This is a genomic window from Microbacterium enclense (assembly GCA_038182865.1).
In the GTDB taxonomy this organism is placed as follows: domain Bacteria; phylum Actinomycetota; class Actinomycetes; order Actinomycetales; family Microbacteriaceae; genus Microbacterium; species Microbacterium enclense_B.
On record CP116226.1, the window covers coordinates 2,404,379 to 2,421,876 of the forward strand.

At 71.4% G+C, this 17,498-nt stretch carries 22 protein-coding genes; 6 read left to right on the plus strand and 16 right to left on the minus strand.

The window, feature by feature from the left end:
• Positions 1-28: 28 nt before the first annotated feature.
• Positions 29-442, minus strand: a complete 414-nt coding sequence (locus tag PIR02_11245; protein ID WZH35352.1) for a GNAT family N-acetyltransferase — start codon at positions 440-442, stop codon at positions 29-31.
• Positions 443-507: 65 nt separating this feature from the next.
• Positions 508-981 (minus strand): hypothetical protein, encoded by a 474-nt coding sequence (locus PIR02_11250; protein WZH35353.1) that lies wholly within the window; start codon positions 979-981, stop codon positions 508-510.
• A gap of 101 nt (positions 982-1,082) precedes the next feature.
• Here PIR02_11250 and PIR02_11255 point away from each other — a divergent pair, with 101 nt between their 5' ends.
• Positions 1,083-1,565, plus strand: coding sequence for a 2'-5' RNA ligase family protein (locus tag PIR02_11255; GenBank protein WZH35354.1), 483 nt, complete (start codon positions 1,083-1,085; stop codon positions 1,563-1,565).
• 85 nt (positions 1,566-1,650) lie between these two features.
• The gene (locus PIR02_11260; GenBank protein WZH35355.1) at positions 1,651-2,643 is read left to right on the plus strand and encodes an aldo/keto reductase; all 993 of its coding nucleotides are present in this window, start codon (positions 1,651-1,653) and stop codon (positions 2,641-2,643) included.
• A gap of 65 nt (positions 2,644-2,708) precedes the next feature.
• On the opposite strand, the gene PIR02_11265 is transcribed toward PIR02_11260, so the two are convergent.
• The 4 genes from PIR02_11265 to PIR02_11280 all read right to left on the minus strand — a co-directional run bounded on the left by PIR02_11265 (position 2,709) and on the right by PIR02_11280 (position 5,939).
• Positions 2,709-3,161: an SRPBCC family protein gene (locus PIR02_11265; protein ID WZH35356.1), complete on the minus strand. Its 453-nt coding sequence runs from the start codon at positions 3,159-3,161 to the stop codon at positions 2,709-2,711.
• 110 nt (positions 3,162-3,271) lie between these two features.
• On the minus strand, positions 3,272-4,480 hold the full coding sequence (locus PIR02_11270; protein WZH35357.1) for an FAD/NAD(P)-binding oxidoreductase: 1,209 nt from the start codon (positions 4,478-4,480) through the stop codon (positions 3,272-3,274).
• Between the two features lie 87 nt (positions 4,481-4,567).
• Positions 4,568-4,894: an ATP-dependent DNA ligase gene (locus tag PIR02_11275; protein ID WZH35358.1), complete on the minus strand. Its 327-nt coding sequence runs from the start codon at positions 4,892-4,894 to the stop codon at positions 4,568-4,570.
• A gap of 112 nt (positions 4,895-5,006) precedes the next feature.
• Positions 5,007-5,939: a helix-turn-helix domain-containing protein gene (locus PIR02_11280; protein WZH35359.1), complete on the minus strand. Its 933-nt coding sequence runs from the start codon at positions 5,937-5,939 to the stop codon at positions 5,007-5,009.
• Positions 5,940-6,168: 229 nt separating this feature from the next.
• Here PIR02_11280 and PIR02_11285 point away from each other — a divergent pair, with 229 nt between their 5' ends.
• The gene (locus PIR02_11285; protein ID WZH35360.1) at positions 6,169-6,531 is read left to right on the plus strand and encodes a sugar ABC transporter ATPase; all 363 of its coding nucleotides are present in this window, start codon (positions 6,169-6,171) and stop codon (positions 6,529-6,531) included.
• Positions 6,532-6,684: 153 nt separating this feature from the next.
• Here the strand turns inward: PIR02_11285 and PIR02_11290 are convergent, their stop codons facing one another.
• The 3 genes from PIR02_11290 to PIR02_11300 all read right to left on the minus strand — a co-directional run bounded on the left by PIR02_11290 (position 6,685) and on the right by PIR02_11300 (position 8,509).
• Entirely contained in the window at positions 6,685-6,885 is a 201-nt protein-coding gene (locus tag PIR02_11290; GenBank protein ID WZH35361.1) for a CDGSH iron-sulfur domain-containing protein, read from the minus strand.
• Positions 6,882-7,853: an iron-containing redox enzyme family protein gene (locus PIR02_11295; GenBank protein ID WZH38994.1), complete on the minus strand. Its 972-nt coding sequence runs from the start codon at positions 7,851-7,853 to the stop codon at positions 6,882-6,884. Before PIR02_11295 ends, PIR02_11290 begins: the two co-directional genes overlap by 4 nt.
• Before the next feature lie 200 nt (positions 7,854-8,053).
• Entirely contained in the window at positions 8,054-8,509 is a 456-nt protein-coding gene (locus PIR02_11300; protein WZH35362.1) for an Hsp20/alpha crystallin family protein, read from the minus strand.
• Positions 8,510-8,764: 255 nt separating this feature from the next.
• On the opposite strand from PIR02_11300, the gene PIR02_11305 reads away from it, so the two are divergent.
• Together PIR02_11305 and PIR02_11310 are read left to right on the plus strand one after the other, a co-directional pair.
• Complete coding sequence (locus tag PIR02_11305; GenBank protein ID WZH35363.1) at positions 8,765-9,646, plus strand: manganese catalase family protein; 882 nt, start codon at positions 8,765-8,767, stop codon at positions 9,644-9,646.
• A gap of 71 nt (positions 9,647-9,717) precedes the next feature.
• A complete protein-coding gene (locus tag PIR02_11310) occupies positions 9,718-10,209 on the plus strand; it encodes a DUF2231 domain-containing protein (protein WZH35364.1) in 492 nt (163 codons plus the stop codon).
• A 170-nt stretch (positions 10,210-10,379) separates the two neighbouring features.
• Here PIR02_11310 and PIR02_11315 read toward each other — a convergent pair whose 3' ends face one another.
• Positions 10,380-11,270: an SDR family NAD(P)-dependent oxidoreductase gene (locus tag PIR02_11315; protein ID WZH35365.1), complete on the minus strand. Its 891-nt coding sequence runs from the start codon at positions 11,268-11,270 to the stop codon at positions 10,380-10,382.
• 275 nt (positions 11,271-11,545) lie between these two features.
• Between PIR02_11315 and PIR02_11320 the strand changes: the two genes are divergently transcribed.
• Positions 11,546-12,373, plus strand: coding sequence for a UbiA family prenyltransferase (locus tag PIR02_11320; GenBank protein ID WZH35366.1), 828 nt, complete (start codon positions 11,546-11,548; stop codon positions 12,371-12,373).
• A 117-nt stretch (positions 12,374-12,490) separates the two neighbouring features.
• Here the strand turns inward: PIR02_11320 and PIR02_11325 are convergent, their stop codons facing one another.
• Genes PIR02_11325 through PIR02_11350 form a run of 6 tightly spaced genes read right to left on the minus strand, consistent with a single transcriptional unit; the run spans position 12,491 to position 17,485 of the window.
• The gene (locus tag PIR02_11325; GenBank protein ID WZH35367.1) at positions 12,491-13,246 is read right to left on the minus strand and encodes an SDR family oxidoreductase; all 756 of its coding nucleotides are present in this window, start codon (positions 13,244-13,246) and stop codon (positions 12,491-12,493) included.
• Positions 13,243-14,094, minus strand: a complete 852-nt coding sequence (locus tag PIR02_11330) for a fumarylacetoacetate hydrolase family protein (GenBank protein ID WZH35368.1) — start codon at positions 14,092-14,094, stop codon at positions 13,243-13,245. Before PIR02_11330 ends, PIR02_11325 begins: the two co-directional genes overlap by 4 nt.
• A 25-nt stretch (positions 14,095-14,119) precedes the next feature.
• Complete coding sequence (locus PIR02_11335; protein ID WZH35369.1) at positions 14,120-15,061, minus strand: sugar kinase; 942 nt, start codon at positions 15,059-15,061, stop codon at positions 14,120-14,122.
• Positions 15,058-15,702 (minus strand): bifunctional 4-hydroxy-2-oxoglutarate aldolase/2-dehydro-3-deoxy-phosphogluconate aldolase, encoded by a 645-nt coding sequence (gene eda, locus PIR02_11340; GenBank protein ID WZH35370.1) that lies wholly within the window; start codon positions 15,700-15,702, stop codon positions 15,058-15,060. Before eda ends, PIR02_11335 begins: the two co-directional genes overlap by 4 nt.
• Before the next feature lie 5 nt (positions 15,703-15,707).
• Positions 15,708-16,466 (minus strand): SDR family oxidoreductase, encoded by a 759-nt coding sequence (locus PIR02_11345; GenBank protein ID WZH35371.1) that lies wholly within the window; start codon positions 16,464-16,466, stop codon positions 15,708-15,710.
• Positions 16,463-17,485, minus strand: coding sequence for an alcohol dehydrogenase catalytic domain-containing protein (locus PIR02_11350; GenBank protein ID WZH35372.1), 1,023 nt, complete (start codon positions 17,483-17,485; stop codon positions 16,463-16,465). The genes PIR02_11345 and PIR02_11350 overlap by 4 nt, the downstream gene beginning before the upstream one ends.
• Positions 17,486-17,498: the final 13 nt, after the last annotated feature.

The following is a 17,498-nucleotide window of genomic DNA, read 5'->3' on the forward strand; positions in this document are numbered from 1 at the left end:
TCCGGCGGGAGCGGTGCCCCGCCGCCCGTCAGGTCAGGAGCTGGTGCATCGTGACCGACCCGTTCGACGGTTCCATGAAGCCCAGACTGCGGTACAGCGCCTGCCCCGGCGGGTCGGCCAACAGCGTCACATAGGCGCCCTCGGGGGCCTTCGCGCGGATCTCCGCGAGAAGGTCCTCGAGGATCCTGCGGCCGAGCCCGCGACGTTGGAAACCGGGGAGGGTCGCCATATCGGCCACGAGGAAGTACCACCCGCCGTCGCCGATGACCCGGCCCATCGCGACGGCCCGGCCCCCGGCATCGACGATGCGCCGCCAGGCCCAGCTGTTGATCAGCGCGGGCGCGCCCTGGTCGAGGCGCTTGGGGGTGAGACCCGAGGCGCGACGGAGCTCGAGGTAGTCCTCGAGCGTGGGAGCGAGGGCTTCGAGGCGGAGATCGTCCATGCGTCCACTGTCGCGCATGACGTGCCGTGAGGCGAGGCGGGAACCACGGCCGCCCCGCCGCACGGTCAGGCGTCGTCGGGATCGGGGAGGTTCTGCGCGATGCGGCTCGACGCTGCGGAGTCGCGGCCCACGCCCGGCTGATACTTCGCGATCGGGTCATCGCTGTCGACGTGGGGCTCGGGGCCGTTGTCGGCGGGCGGGGGAGACGCGGGGGTGCGGTGGTCGGCCTCGGACGCGTCGTGCTCCGGGCGCGCCGTGTCTTCGATGTGTCGCGAGGTCGAGCCGCTGCCACCGCGAGCGTCGTCGGTGCCGCGTTCCACGCCGCCATCGGCCGAACGGGTGCCGACGCCCGGGAGGTCGTTCTGGCTCGAGACGTTCTGTACGCGCGCCTCGTCGTCGGAGTCGATCTCCGTCGCGGCGACCGCGCCGCTGTCGGCTCCTGCCCCGCCCGCGGGGACCTCGGCGGTCAGACCGTCGGAGTCCGCCACGGTGTCGTCGTGGTCGCGGCCGGGCAGATGATCGGGGGTGGGGATGCTCATGAGAGTCCTTCCGTGGGGTGTGCGGCCACGCTAGGTGCGGCGACCGCCACCCGAGACGGGCTTGACGTGCCGCGCCGGGCGCGCGATGGCAGGATTCTCGGATGACGTCGACTCCCTCGATCGAACGGTTCTGCGTCGTCGCCCTTCTGGCTCCGCTGGCGGTAGGTGACCGAATCGCGCGTAGCGCCTGGCCGGCGCACGTGACCTTGGCCTCGAACTTCCAGGCGGAGGTGTCGTCGGAGACTCTCGTGGACCTCCTGCGACATGGTGTCGTCGCCGATCATGCCCTGACGTTCCGCGCGACGGGTACGGCGATGTTCGGGCCCCGGCGGGACATACCGGTACGGCTCGTGGAATCGGCGGGAGCCGAGCGCACGCACGCGATCCTCGCCGACCGTCTCGCGGGCCTGCCGGGGTTCGCTGCGGACGCGCCAGCGCACTGGCGCGATGGCTATCGTCCTCACGTCACGCTGACCCGCGAGATCACGGTCGTCGAGGGACAGACTCTTCGGTCCACGCGTATCGGTGTCGCGCGGATCGACGGTCCCGAGGTGGAGCTCGTGGGCGCCCGCGACATCGGCTGACCTGGTCCTGCCGGGCCGCGGCATCCGTCGGCCCCGATGTCTGAGGTGCTGGCTAGGCTCGATGACAGCGTCGAAAGGAAACTCCATGCAGCAACGCTCCCTGTCCCGTACCGGCCGCGAGGTCTCGGCGATCGGCCTCGGCACCTGGCAACTCGGTGCCGACTGGGGTGAGGTCAGCGAGAGCGACGCTCGCGCCGTGCTGGCGGCCTCGGTCGACGCCGGGGTCACGCTCTTCGACACCGCCGACGTCTACGGCGACGGACGGTCCGAACAGATCATCGGCGCCTTCCTCAAGAGCACGGATGCCGCGGGCATCACCGTGGCGACCAAGATGGGCCGCCGTGAAGACCAGGTGCCCGAGAACTACGTGCTGGAGAACTTCCGCGGGTGGCTCGATCGCTCGCGGCGTCTGCTCGACACCGACACGCTCGACCTCGTGCAGCTGCACTGCCCGCCGTCGGCGGTCATCGACGACGACGCCACGTGGGACGCCCTCGATCAGCTCGTGACGGAGGGGGTGATCGCCGCCTACGGCGCCTCGGTCGAGACGATGGATCAAGCCCTGTCGGCGCTGAAGCGGGCGAACCTCACCAACCTGCAGATCATCTTCAACCCGTTCCGCCTCAAGCCCCTCGACGAGGTGCTGCCCCTCGCGGCCGAGAAGAACGTCGCCGTGTTCGCGCGGGTACCGCTTGCAAGTGGCCTGCTGTCAGGGAAGTACACCCGGGCGACGACGTTCGACGAGAACGACCACCGCACCTACAACCGCAACGGCGAGGCCTTCGACAAGGGCGAGACGTTCTCCGGCGTCCCGTTCGAGGAGGGCGTGGCCGCCGCCGACGAACTCAAGGACTCTTTGCCGGAGGGCGTGACGCTTCCGGCCGCGACGCTGGCGTGGATCGCCTCGCGCGAGGGCGTCACCTCCGTCATCCCGGGAGCCCGGTCGGTGGCACAGGCGACGGCCAACGCCCAGGCGGGCGAGCTGCTCGACGGAGGCTTCGATCTCGACGCCTTCGACGTGCTCGTGCGTGACGTCTACGACCGACGCTTGCGGGCGGAGATCCACCCGCAGTGGTGATCCGCAGCTGATGAAAGCCGGGCCCGTCCATCGTGGACGGGCCCGGCTTTCGGTCGAGGTGAACCTCAGCTGACGTCGCCGCGCCAGGCGCCCGACTCGGCGCCACGCGACTCGATGTACTCCTTGAAGTTCGCGAGATCCTTCTTCACCGAGTGGTCGTCGGCGCCGAACACGGCACCGGCCTTCTCGAGCAGACCCGTCGGCTCCCAGTCGATCTGCACGGTGACGCGCGTCTCGTCGTCGGACAGACGGTGGAACGTCACCACGCCCGCGTGGTTCTCGTCGCCACCGATGCTGTTCCACGCGACACGCTCGTCGGGGTGCTGCTCGGTGATCTCGGCGTCGAACTCCCGCTCTGCACCGGCGATCTTCACCTTCCAGTGCGTGAGCGTGTCGGTCTTCTGGGTGATCGACTCGACGAAGCTCATGAAGTGGGGAAACTCCTCGAACTGCGTCCACTGGTTGTAGGCGACGCGGACGGGAACGTTGACGTCGATGGTTTCGATGACCTGAGCCATGGTGTCCTCTTTTCGTGTGGTTTCCGGGGCTACCCCCAAGTCTTCGCGCGACCTCGTCGAGGTGCCCCCGGGGTTGAGGGATCGGCGATCGTGCCCTATAGGCCAGGGCTTCAGGCCCGGCCGCGCAGGATCAGGTGCCAGTACACCCAGGGCAGCACGCGGCGGTCGGCGATCCACGACAGCCCCCGCTCCCGGTACAGCGAACGCCAGAACGGCACCGTCGGCTGAAGGCGGCCCCAGCGGTCGAACTCCGCGAAGACGACGGTCCCGCGCGACACGGTGAACGGTACGACGCTGTAGCCGTCGTACTTCTGAGTCGGCGCCCTTCCCGCCACCACCGCGCGGAGGTTCGCCACGAGCGCCTTCGCCTGCCGGCGGATGGCGCCGCCCGAGCGCCGTGTGGCGACGGCCGCGGCGTCGCCGACCGCCCAGATCTCGGGGTACCGCACGTGCTGCAGGGTTTCGGGATCGACGTCGACGAAGCCGTAGGGATCATCGGATGCCGCGAGCCCGCTGCCCGCGATCCACTCCGGCGCGCGTTGTGGCGGGACGGCGTGGAGGACGTCGTAGTCGAGCACCTCCTCCGCCTCGCCGTGGCCGATCGTGATCGTGCGGGCCTCGGCATCCACCGACCGCAGCTCCCGGCTGTACCGCACCTCGATGCCGTACTCGTCGAGCTTTCGCTGCAGCTCGCGGTCGATCGCCGGGATGCCGAACGGCACGGGGTCGGGGGCGACGAAGACGACGCGGATGTCGTCGCGCACGCCGATCGCCCGCCACCAGTCGCACGCCAGGTACATCGGCTTCTGCGCGGCGGCCCCGCACGACGCCGGTTCCGGCGGCTGCGTGAACACGACCGTGCCGGAGCGCAGGTCGCGGAGCACCGTCGAGGCTTTGGCGGCGAGGAGGTAGTCGTAGTTCGAGACACCGGAGGGCGCGGCCATCGCTTCCGGGAGGCCCGGCACCTGCTCCCACGCCATACGCATCCCGGCGCAGACGATCAGCTGGTCGTAGTCGGCGTGCCCGCCCGAGACGAGGTGCACGCGGCGGGTCTCGGCATCCACCGTGAACACCTCGTCGCGCAGCCACCGCACCCCCGGAGGGATGACGTCGGCCTGGAGACGGGCGGCCTCGGACGCCCGGGTGGCCCCGCCGGCGATGTGCGACTGGAGGGGGGCGAAGACGTGCAGGGTGCGCGGCTCGATGACCGTGACGTCTCCGACTCCGGCGCGGCGAAGACGACCGGCCACCGACAGACCGGCGTTGCCACCGCCGATCACGAGAATGCGGGATGGTTTCGGGTGGCGGGAAGTCGTCATGACCTCACGCAACGCCACGAGGACCGGCCACGCCACCGGCTTGACAGCCTCATCGGCATGGCGCGAGTGGTGCCCCGTGACCGGATCTCAGGCGTACGGCGACGGGGCGACGCTCTCTTCGGCGGGCTCGGGGACCACGTAGAGGCCGGTCGGGGCGTTCGCCGTCGACATCAGAGCCTCGAGCCAGGCGCGGTTCAGCGTCGGCGGACGACCGCCGTTGAACTTGAACACGAGGTTCGCCCGCGGATGCAACCACACCGATGTCCGCCCGCCGCCCGTGCTCACGTCGTCTTTCCACGCGAAGTAGAACGGCTCGCCGCGGCGGAGCTTGTTGCCGATCACAACGTGGAGGTGCGCCAACAGGCGGTCCTCGAACTCGTTGCGGACTCCGCCCTCGTAGATGAACTTGCCCACGTATCCCTCCCCGCGGACCCGATGTCCGCTGTTGCCACTGTGCAATCGAAGTCGTCATCGGAGAGGGAAGCGGAACGGCTCGCGCCGCCGGGGACCGCTTTGCGTACGACTTTCAGAACCTTCGCGCCGTCTGGGCCGGGTTTTCCCCGTAGTTTTCCCGGTAGTACCGCGCGAAGCGCGACGCACTCGTGAAGCCCCAGCGACGGGCCACGTCGCGCACGGACACGGCGGCCTCGGTCAGCAGCTCCTCGCGGGCGCCGGCCAGGCGGACGCGACGCAGGTACTCCGACGGCGTGGTGTCGAGGGCTCGCCGGAACGCATGCTGCAGACCGCGCGTGGAGATTCCGGCCGCGGCCGCGACGTCGTCGAGCGTGACGGCCTCCCGGGCGTGCGCCTCGATGTAGGCGACCGCGCGACGCACGGTCCGGGGTGCGGCCCGGCGCTGAGTGGCTCGGCCGACGGAGTCGCGGTAGGTGTCGCTGAAGGCCGCGAGAGTGCTGAGGAGGGCATGGCGCTGCAGTTCGGCCGCGACGAGGGGCTCGTCGTGCGCCGCCGCGAGCGAGGAGGAGACGTAGGCGAAACTGCGTTCCCACTGCGCGGAGCGTTCCTGGTCGGGGGAGGGGGAATCGCTCCCCCCGAGGCGGAGATTGTCGTCGCCCGAGGAGACGCGGGCGATCTGCTCGGCGTGCGTCCGATCGAAGACGAACGCGCGGACGCGAGCGGTGCTCGCCCACCGTGCTTCGACGGTCGCGTCGGCACCGATCCACGGCCGTGTCGGGTCGAGCGGAGCGCCGTCGTGGTCGAGTCGCACGTGGGGCCCCGCCATCCGGCAGGCCATGAGCTGATCCCGCATGTGGATGGAGGCGCGCACCGAGGCGGCGAGATCCCACGACACGACGATGAGGGAAGGCAGTTCGATCGACGCCCACGAGAAGCGCACGCGGCGGGGGTCGGCGCGCTCGAGGCGCGCGCTCGGGACGAAGCGCCGCCACGTCCGTTCGACGTCGTCGACTCCTTCGCTCTGAACGGTGAGGACCTGGCCCATCGGTCTTCCTTTCCGCCGCTGGGGGGCGCGGCATCCCTATCTTGATCCCGACCACGCGCCCGTGACCGTCCGATCGGCGTCGGACACGCAGGAATGCGTCGATCGGCCTGCGCACGCCGGGCGGTGGGTGTTGTCAAGGGGGAGGGGCCCGAGGCCGCGTAGGCGATGGGATGAAGAGGCCGCTGCTTCGTGCGGTGACGCGCTCCACGCGTGCGACGAAAGGATCTCCATGAGCGACGCCTCGATCGACCCGTCCACCCCCGACGTCCCGGTCACCGCGCCCGAGGGCGACATCGCGGGTGTGCAACCGCTGCGCGACGGCGACACGTCCATCGAGCCGGATCCCGCTCTCGACCCGGCGCAGGCGGAGTGGGATGCCACGACAGCCCTCGACGAGGGCGTCGACCCCGACGACATCAACCCGGCCACGGCGACCGGCGCCGACCCGGCCGAGATCCCCGCGGACGACAGCGACATCCCCCTCGAAGACATCCACCCCGAGTCCACCGGCACCGACTCGCAGGGCGAAGAGCCCGGCATCGTCGAGCTCGGTGAGGAGGGCCAAGGCGACCTCGCTCCCGAAGACCTCTGAGTCACCCCCGGACGCCCCGGTCGCCTTTAGCGGTGACCGGGGCGCCCGTTTCACCCAGGTGGAGAGTCGGCGGAGATACGAGGTCAGATCGTCGAACTCCCCGTCGTCGTGCCAGCGCAGGGCCAGGACGTACTCGGCCTCGACGCGCATCGCTCAGTCGTCGGTACGGAACCCGGATGCCTTGTGGGTGCCGTCGCAGAAGGGTTTGATCGTCGACAGTCCGCACCGGCAGAGAGCGACGGTGCGTCGCGTCCGCGCGACCTCGGCTCCGTCGCTCGTGCGGATCTCGGCATTCCCGCGCACGAGCAGGGGGCCGTCGGGGTAGGCGGTGATGGTGACGCGTTCGTCGCTCATCGCTCGTCCTCTCCACGCAGCGACGAGGTGCCGCGCGACCAGGCGTCGAGCATGTGCTGTCCGACGCGCGCGTCGACCTCGAGGCACGCGGCGGCGCCGAACACGATGTCGGCGAGGAGCTCCGGACGGTCTTCGGCGAGGGCACCGGCCAGGTCGCGACCGGCGATCTGCTCGTGGACGGCGTCGGCCTCGAGGTGCTCATCGAAGTACTCGCACACGTCGTCGCCGAACCCGAGACGGCGCAGCCCTTCGGCGTACAGGCGGTTGGGAATCGACGAGGTCATCTCGAAGGCCGCCAGGTGGCCGACGATCGCACCGAGCAGGCGTCGGTTGAGGCCGAACATCGACATCGCGTTGTGCGACGCGAGCGTCACGGCCGGGACGTCGTCGAGGTAGGCGCCGTACTGGTCGCTGAGGCCGGCCGCGCGGACAGCGCGCGCGAAGAGCGTCGCGTGGACGCGGTCGGGCCGGCCGCCGCCGTACTCGTCGGACTGGATCTCCACGAGCGCCGCCTTCGGGCGCCCGGTCAGGCGGGGGATGGCCCACGAGTGCGGGTCCGCCTCGCGGAGGGTGTAGGCGGTCCGCTGCACGAAGAACTCGTGAGCCTGGTCCCGCGAGGCTTTCCGGGCGAGGTAGCGCGAGAGGCTCGGGCCGGTGTCGGCGCCGGTCATCTCGAAGAGCGTACGGGCCACGGCATCCGCCGTCGGTGCGGGAAGGGCCGGAACCTCGACGGTGCGGCGGAGCGACCGCTCGAAAGCCGTCTCGATCACCCCGCGGGTCGCGATGAGGGTCGGGTTCCACTCGAGGGCGGGATCTAACGCGTCGAACGCGCCGTACGACGAGGCGTACAGCGCGAAGAGCGCGAGCTGCAGGTCGTCGTCGCGTGCGATGTCGACGGATGCCGCGACGGCCGCGTCGGCGAGAGCGGTGTGCTCCGTCGCGGAGCCGTCGACGAGGTGATCCAGCACCGCGGCACTGACGGGGCCGCGCGGCTGGAATGGGAGATCGGTCGCATCCTCGCGACGTTCTCGGCGGATCAGGGGGGAGGGCAGGGTGGAAGACACCCCGGCACTCTGCGTCGCTCATCCACGCATGACCGAGGCCCTTGACATCCCCGCCCCGATGGAAAGGGGGCCGGCCCCCAGGACCGGCCCCCTTTCCGCGTGGGTCACTGCTCGATGAGCTGCGGCGTGCTCTCGTGCGCCTCGATGACGCCGTCGTGGTCCTCGGTCGAGACGGCGATGCGTCGCGGCTTCGCCTTCTCGCTGACGGGGATCGTCACCGACAGGACCCCGTTGCGGTACGACGCGCTGATGCGATCGGTGTCGATGCCCTGGCCGAGGTTGAGCTGGCGGACGAACGACGCCGTCTCGCGCTCGCGGGTGATCCACTTGACGTCGTCGCCCGAGGCCAGAGTGCGCTCGGCGCGGATCGTCAGCAGCTGACCGTCGACGTCGATGTCGACCGAGCCCGGGTCGACGCCGGGCAGGTCGGCGGCGAGCACGTAGTGGTCTCCGTCGCGGTAGAGGTCCATCGGCATCCGTCGCGGTCCGCCGCCGCGGCGTGCGTCGAGAAGGGTCGACGCGAGGCGGTCGAGGTCGCGGAAGGGGTCATAAGTGGCCATGGTCGTTTCTCCTTTTCGGTCGGTCCGGATACCGGCATCCGGAGGGTCGTGTGAAGTTGAGTCGTGTTCGCTCAACCACGAACAGATTAGCACTCGACGTATGAGAGTGCCAATAGTCGGGCGCGCGATTCTCGCCCCCTCGGCGACCTGAGGCAACCCCCGTGCCGAGCCCCCGGAGCGGCGCGTTTCGTGACCTGCACGCGCCGTCGCGGTCGACCGACCGCCCTCCCCCCTACGGCGCGGCGAGGAGACACGATGTACTTCCATCGGCAAGAACTGCAACACTCGGCGACGCCCGAGAAGCCCGATGCCGTCTACGCCCGCAAGCTGCAGGAGGTGCTCGGCGGACAGTACGGCGAGATCTCGGTGGCGATGCAGTACCAGTTCCAGGCGTGGAACATGCACATGCCCGGCAAGTACCGCGACCTCGTGTTCGGCATCGGTGCGGAGGAGATGGGCCACGTCGAGATGCTCGCGATCATGATCGCGCAACTGCTCGAGAAGGCGCCCCTCGGCATCACCGAGGACGCGGTGCAGGACGACCCGACCGTCGCGGCGGTGATCGGTGGCACCGACATCCAGCACGGCATCGTCGCGGGTGCCGGCGCACGTCCGGTGGACTCGATGGGCAACCCCTGGCAGGGCAGCTTCATCACGGCGAGCGGCAACCTGCTCGCCGACTTCACCGCGAACGCGAACGCCGAGATGCAGGGTCGTGTGCAGGTCGCACGGCTGTACCACCAGACCGACGACCATGGGGTGAAGGACCTCCTGGCCTTCCTGCTCGCCCGCGACACGATGCACCAGAACCAGTGGGCCGCTGCGGCTGCCGAGCTCCAGGCGGAGGGCTACGAGCAGCTCCCCGTGCCGAGCAACTTCCCCCTCGACAAGGAGGACCGCGACGTGTCGTACCAGTACATCAACTTCAGCAATGGCACGCAGGCGGGCGACGGCACCTGGGCTTCGGGACCGACCCCCGACGGCAAGGGGGAGTTCTCGTACCTGCCCGAGCCTCCCGCGGGCGTTCCGATGCCCCCGCCCACGCACCCGGACGTGCGCTTCTACGGCACCATCGAGCTTCCGAACACGGTGGAGAAGCTCGCCGGGCGCGCCCAGGACGCGCTGCACAAGGAATGAGCGGGGCGGATGCCGCGGCGCCGGGGCCGTCGACGGTCTCGGCACCGCGCAGCGGCGCCAGCTTTCCCACCATGCGCGCCGCCAAGGTGCCACGGGCGGTCGTCGCGGGGCCCTACGGGCACCCCTTCCACCCGGTCGCGGTGACGATCCCGATCGGCGCCTGGTCGTCGAGCCTCGTCTTCGACCTCCTCGGTCTCGCCGCCGACGACCCGCGGGCCTTCGCGACGGGCTCGCGGTGGCTCATCGCCATCGGTCTCGGGGGAGCGGTCGGGGCCTCGGTGCTCGGCCTTCTGGACCTCTCGCGGATCCCCCCGGGCACGCCCGCGCGCCGGACGGCGCTGACGCACCTCGGGCTGAATGTGACGGCCATGGTTCTCTTCTCGCTCGGGCTCCTGGTGCGCCTGCTCGATGCGGGCCGGATTCCCGGGGTGGCCTTCGTCCTGAGCGTCGTCGCCTCCCTCGGGCTCAGCGTCTCGGGATGGCTCGGCGGCAAGCTCGCGTACCGCTGGGGCGTTCGCGTCGCCGACGAGAACACCCAGCGCGAGGGCTTCGAGACGGCGTGACCCGTGGCCTTCTCCGGGGACGGATGCCGCGGCATCCGTCCCGCTTCCCGCCCGTGGCGTCGGCGCGGGCCGTCGTGCGGAGTTCGCGAGCGACTCGCCGGGGTGGACAGAGCGGTGGGCGGGTGTCGCGGTCGGAGTCCGCGTGACGGCGCGGCAGGGCGGGGGTGCGATCAGCGGGGGGAGCGGAGGGGGATGCGGGACCAGCCGCCGCTCACGGCGCCGGGGTCGTGCTGCGCCGACAGCACCGCGCCCGGCGTCACGGGGGCGGGACGGCGGCGAAGGCCGAGGGTGCGCTGGAGGGCCCGGATGCCACGATCCCAGACGCGAGGGACGAGGAACTGCAGCGGCCGCGCGACGAACTGCGCGGCTCCGACCCCCGTCTCGAGTCGGCGACCGCGCACCGCTCTCTCGATCGCCCGTGCCACCCGATCCGCCGACACCACGGGCGGAAGCGGGAAGGGCGTGCGGCCGGTGTTGTTCGCCGCGCGCCGATAGATGGGGGTGTCGATGCTCGCGGGCAGCACGATCTTCACCCGGATGCCACGGTGCCCGAGCATCTCCTGGCGGAGCGACCGCGTGAACCCCAGGAGTCCGTGCTTGGCGGCGACGTAGGACGAGACGTAGGGCCCCGCCACCTGTGAGTACAGCGACCCGACGAAGACGATCGTTCCGCCGCCGCGCGCGCGGAAATGCGGGAGGACTGCCCGCGCGGCACGCATGTGGCCGACGAGGTTCGTCTCGATCACGCGGTCGCGCACGGCGTCGGGGGTGTCCTCGACGGAGCCGTAGGAGAACACCGACGCCGAGGCCACCCAGACGTCGATCCGGCCGAAGTGCGCGATCGTGGCATCCACCGCCCGCTGGGGGCCGTCAGCGGTCGAGAGATCGATGGGAAGGGTGAGCACCCGCGCACCCTGGCGACGGCATTCCTGCGCCGCCGACGACAGGGCGACCGTGTCGCGCGCGACCAGCACTAGGCGGACTCCGCGGCGAGCGAATCGGAGCGCCGTCGCCCGTCCGATGCCGCGCGACCCTCCCGTGATGACGACGACCTCGTCCATGCTGCCCCCTCTGTGCGGACGACCGTGGTGGCCGGCGCAACGTCCGCTCGACGCTGGGTGCGAGATCGCCCGGCGCGGCGGGGGTTGACGACGGGTGCGTCGGGCGACGGAGCGAGGCGAGGTCCCCACGAGCGAACCGTCCCGCGCAGTTCCGGGACGACCCGCCGCCGCTGCGGTTCCGGAACCGGCGTGTCGGGCGAGAACTCCGCGGGACGGTCCGGCCCCGTCTCCCCCAGCCCGCCCCCTGCCGACCGCTCGCGCGATAGCGTCGTCGGGTGACGGATGCCGCGGCGAAGCCGCACCTCGTGCGTGCGCTGTGGGGCGCCACCCACCCCGGACCGACCCTCGTCGTGACGACCCTGTCGCTCGCGCTGGGCATCGCCGCCGGAGTCGAGGTGGTCCGGCTCGTGCTGCTCGTCGTCGCCGTGTTCGCCGGGCAGGTGTCGGTCGGTCTCTCCAACGACGCGATCGACGGCGCGCGCGACGCCGCGGTCGGCCGCACCGACAAGCCGATCGCCGGGGGAGCGATCACCCCGGAACGCGCGCTCGCGGTGGCTGTGGCATCCGCGATCCTCGCCGTGGTGCTGTCGGCACCGCTCGGTCCGGGTCTCGTCGCCGCCCACGCGATCGCCCTCGCCTCGGCATGGGCGTACAACGCGGGGCTGAAGTCGACACCGCTCTCGATCGCCCCGTTCGTGGTGAGCTTCGGGCTCTTCCCGTCGTTCGCGACGCTCTCGCTCGTGCCGCCGGCGCTCGCCGCGCCCTGGGCGTCGCTGGCGGGCGCAGCTCTCGGCGCGGCGGTGCACCTCACCAACGTCGTGCGCGACCTCGAGGACGACCGCGCCACGGGGGTGCGCGGCCTGCCGCACCGCTTGGGGGCGCGCGCGTCGGTCGTCCTCGCGGCCGTCGGAATCGTCGCCGGGGCGGTCGCGGTGCTGGTGGGGACGGATGCCACTGTCATCGGCATCGTCTTCTTCGTCGCCGTGGTGGGGGTCGCCGTCGCCGCGGTGGTGACGGTGCTCGTGCGCTCGCCCGGGCGCGCGGTGTTCCAGCTGACGATGCTCGCGGCCCTGCTGCTCGCCGCCCAGCTCGTCGCGACGTGACGCGCCGCGTCGAGATCACCCGTACGTGACGAACGCACACGCTCCTTCGAGGCGGGGAGCGTGTGCGTTCGCACCGGCCGGGTGATCTCGACAACCGGATGCCGTCCGAGGCGACGGCTACCGCGGACGCACGCGCAGGTGCGTGACACCCCCATCGACCTCGAGGGCCGTGCCGGTGGTGGAGCCGGCGCCGGGGCTCGCCAGGTAGAGGATCGCGCCCGCGACCTCCTCGGGCGTGACCATGCGTCCCGTCGCCTGACGGGCGTCGAGGGCGGCGCGCTCGGCGACCGGGTCGGGGAAGTTCTGCAGCATCCGCTCGACGAACGGCGTCGACACGGTGCCGGGACTGACGCAGTTGACCCGGACTCCCTCGCGGACGTGGTCGGTGGCCATCGCGTAGGTGAGCGAGAGGATCGCGCCTTTCGAGGCGTTGTAGACGGCACGCTGGGGGAGGCCGTTGAGCGCTCCGATCGAGCAGACGTTCACGATCGCCGCGTGCGCAGACCGCTTCAGATACGGCAAGGCGGCCGCACACGCGCGGGCGGTCCCGCGCACGTTGATGTTCAGCACGCGGTCCCAATCGGCCTCGGTGGCCTCCTCGACCGTTCCGACGCAGCTGACGCCGGCGCTGTTGACGAGGACGTCCACGCCGCCGAACTTCTCCGCGACGGCCGCCATCGCGGCATCCACGGATTGCCGGTCTGTCACGTCGGCACGGAATCCGGTGAGGTCGTCGGCGAGACCGTCGGTGACGAGGTCGAGCACGGCCACCCGTGCCCCGCGGGCGGCGAAGGCGCTCGCGGTGGCCAGACCGATACCGGACGCACCGCCGGTGACCGCGACGACGAGGCCGGCGAACTCGGCGGCGCTCATGCCTGCACCAGCGTCTGACGAGCGCGGCCGAGGCCGTCGATCTCGAGCTCGACGACGTCGCCCGCGCGGAGGTACGGCTCGTCGGGCAGGCCGAGGGCGACGCCGGCGGGGGTGCCGGTGTTCACGAGGTCTCCCGGCCGGAGCACCATGAACTGCGAGAGGTACCAGACGACGTGGGCGACGGAGAAGATCTGCGACGCGGTCGTGCCGTTCTGCCGCAGGGTGCCGTTCACTCGGAGCCGCAGACCGAGCGCTTGAGGATCCGCGATGTCGGCGGCGGGCACGAGGTCGGGGCCGAGAGGGTTGAAGGTCTCGCAGCTCTTGCCCTTGTCCCACTGTCCGCCGCGCTCGAGCTGGAACTCGCGCTCCGAGACGTCGTGCGAGACGACGAAACCGGCGACGTGCGCGAGAGCCTCGTCGGGGGAAGAGAGGTAGCGCGCTGTCGTGCCGATGACGACACCGAGCTCGACCTCCCAGTCGGTCTTGGTCGATCCGCGGGGGATGAGCACGTCGTCGAAGGGTCCGACGATGGTCGAGGGATCTTTCATGAAGACGACGGGCTCCGCCGGGACGGCGGCTCCCGTCTCGGCCGCGTGATCGTGGTAGTTCAGACCGATGCAGACGATCTTGCCGGGGGCGGCGATGGGGGCTCCGACGCGCCGTGCCTCGGCGTCGGCGAGGGGCGTCAGCTCGCCCCGCTCCGCGGCCGCCCGGGCGCGGGCGAGGCCGTCGGCGGCGAGGAAGGGGCCGTCGATGTCGGCGGTGAGCGGGCGCAGGTCGTACACGCCCCCGTCGTGGCGCAGGACGGGGATCTCGGCGCCGGGGTCGCCGAGGCGAGCGAAGGTCATGGGGTCTCCTTTGGGGTGGGAAGGGTCAGCGGGTCACGGGATCGGTGGATCCGGCGCTCGCGAGCTCGGATCGACGGATGCCGCCCTGCCAGTCGCCGGGGTGGAGGCAGGCGTACGCGCCGGCCACAGCCGCCGTGCGCAGACGGGTCGTCGCGTCGCTCGCGGCCACGCGCTCGGACAGATAGCCGGCGGCGAAGGCGTCGCCCGCACCGACGGTGTCGACGGGGGTGATGGGCACGGCGGGCACACGGTGCACCTCGCCGTCGATGACCGCGACGGCGCCGTCGCCGCCGAGGGTGACCATCGTCTCGGCGGGGCCGGCGGCTGACAGCGCGCGAGCGAGGTCCGCGGGGTCGACGTGCGGGTGCATCATCCGCGCCTCATCGTCGCTCGCGAAGAGGATGTCGGTGCGGGCGATGACGTGCGCGTAGGCGGCGATGGCCTCGGCGTGGCCCCAGAGCCGGCTGCGATGGTTGATCGCGAACGACACGAACGCGCCGACCTCGCGCGCCCGGTCGACGGCGACGACCACCGTCTCGCGCGCCGATGCCGACAGAGCCAGCGTGACACCCGTCACGTGCAGGATGTCGCCCGCCCGGAGCGGCAGGTCGTCGAGGTCGGCGGGCTCGAGCCGGCTTCCCGCGCTCCCTCGACGGTAGTAGTCCACCGTGGTCGCCCCGGCGCGCGGCGTCGACTTCAGCATCAGCCCGGTCGGCGCCTCGGCGTCGATGCGGGCGCGCACGTCGACCCCCTCGGAGCGCAGGTCGCCGACGACGCGTCGTCCCAGGGCGTCGTCGCCGACCCGCCCCAGCCAGGTCACGCCGACACCGAGGCGCGAGAGTCCGATGGCGGTGTTGCCCTCGGCTCCGCCGGTGGCGACGTGGGCCTCGGACGTGTGCTCCCAGCCGCCGACGCCGTCGCCGAGGACCAGCCCCATGCTCTCGCCGAGAGTGACGACGCGGCTCATCGGGCGGCCCGCGCGGCGTCGCGGATGCGCGCGCACTCCGCTGCCGCGGCCGTGATCGTGTCGACGTCGCCTCGGGCGATCGCGTCGCGGGGCACCATCCAGCTCCCGCTCGCGGCGAGCACCCACGACCGGCGCAGGTAGTCGCCGAGGCTGTCCGGAGACACGCCGCCGCTCGGGACGAACCGCATATCGGGGAACGGCCCGTGCAGCGCGTCGAGGTAGCCCGCGCCGCCGAGGTGCCCGGCCGGGAAGATTTTCACGTCCGTGAACCCGTCGCCGAGAGCGCGCTGCACCTCCGTCGGCGTCGCCACCCCCGGCACGACGGCGACCCCGCCCCCACGCAGACGGTCGGCGACGGCGGGGTCGTATCCCGGCGTGACGGCGAATCGGGCGCCCGCGTCGATCGCGGCATCCGCCTGCGCGACCGTCAGCACGGTCCCGGCCCCGGCGAGGAACCCGTCGACGTCGGCGGCCGCGGCGATCGCCGCGAGGCCTGCGGGGGTGCGCAGGGTGAACTCGGCGCACGCGACACCCCCGTCGCGCAACGCGACGGCCAGGTCACGCGCTCGCCCCGCGTCGTCGAGCACGACGACGGGAACGATGCCGATGTCTGCGATCAGGGCGGGGATCTCGGATGCCACGGTCGTCATCGTCCGAGCCATCCCCCGTCGACCGGCAGGGTGATGCCCGAGACGTAGTCCGAGGCGCGCGACGAGAGGAACACCGTCGCTCCCGCAAGGTCGGAGGCCTCGCCCCACCGTCCCGCGGGGATGCGGTCGAGGATCGCCGTCGATCTCGCGGAGTCGGCGCGCAGCGCCTCGGTGTTGTCGGTCGCGATGTACCCCGGAGCGATCGCGTTGACGGTGACGCCCTTCGCGGTCCACTCGTTCGCGAGGGCCTTGGTGAGGCCGGCGATACCGGACTTGGCCGCGGTGTACCCGGGGACGTTGATGCCGCCCTGGAAGCTCAGCAACGACGCGGTGAAGATGATCTTCCCCCGGCCGCGCGCGAGCATCTGCTGCGCGACGGCCTGGGTGAGGCGGAACGGGCTGCTGAGGTTGATCTGTACGACACGGTCCCACGCGTCGAGCGGGTGCTCCGCAGCCGGAGCGCGCTCGATGGTGCCGGCGTTGTTGACGAGGATGTCGATGTGGCGCTCCGCGAGATCCGCACCGAGCGCGTCGACGGCCGACGGGTCGCCGAAGTCGCACGCGATTCCGGTGAACGAGCGACCGAGAGCCGTGACGCCGCGCTCGATGTCGCTGCCCGAGGACGTCTGCGAGGCGCTCACCCCGATGATGTCGGCCCCCGCCTCGGCGAGACCGAGCGCCATGGCGAAGCCGATGCCCCGGCGCGCACCGGTGACCACGGCCGTGGTTCCCTCGAGGGAGAAGATCCCGCTCATGCCTGGCCCCCCACGTCGACGAGGATCTTCATGGCGCGGCCGGCCTCGAGGTCGGCGAACGCCTCGGCGGTCGCGCTCAGCGGCACGATGCGCGTGATGAGGAGGTCGGTCGGGATGACGCCGTCGGCGACGAGCTCGACAGCGGTCTCGAAGTCAGGGCGTTGATACACGCGTGCGCCGAGCAGGCGCAGCTCGCGCCAGAACATGCGCTGCAGATCGACCTCGCGGGGAGTGGGGTGGATCGCGACGACCACGATCGTGCCGCGCACCTTCGCCAGACCCGTGGCGCCGCGCACGGCCGCGGCGGCACCCGAGACTTCGAAGACCACGTCGGCTCCGGCTCCCTCGGTCCATTCCTCGACGACCGCGACCTGGTCGCGCTCGCGGGGATCGAGGGTCGAGAAACCGAGCCCCTCGATCTGCGCGCGACGCTTCTCGTCGAGCTCGATGACGAGCACCTCGGCGCCGACGTGGCGCGCGACGCACGCGATGAGCACGCCGATCGGGCCGCCGCCGATGACGACCGCCTTGTCGCCGGGGGCGAGCTCCGCTCGCCGTACGTCGTGCACGGCGACGGCGACGGGCTCGACGAGCGCGGCGTGGTCGAGCGCGATGCCCTCGGGCAGGCGCACGAGCGTCTCGGCGGGCACGTTCCACAGCCCCTGCAGAGAGCCGGGGGAGTCGATCCCGATGAAGTCGAGGTTCTGGCAGATGTGCTGATCTCCCGCACGGCACGCGGGACACGTGCCGTCCCACGCGAGGGGCATGACCGTCACGCCGTCGCCGAGGTTCCAGCCCTCGACGCCCTCGCCGAGGGCGGCGATCGTGCCGCTCATCTCGTGACCGAAGACGAGGGGGGTCGAGACCCGCGCGTCCATCGAGCCGTGCAGGATGTGCAGGTCGGTTCCGCAGAGGCCCGTGTAGGCCACGCGGATCTGGACCTGGCCCGGTGCGGGAGGTGCGGCTTCCGCCTCCACCACGTCGATCGTGTGATCGCCCACGTAGGTCGCTGTCAGCATTGACTCTCCAAAG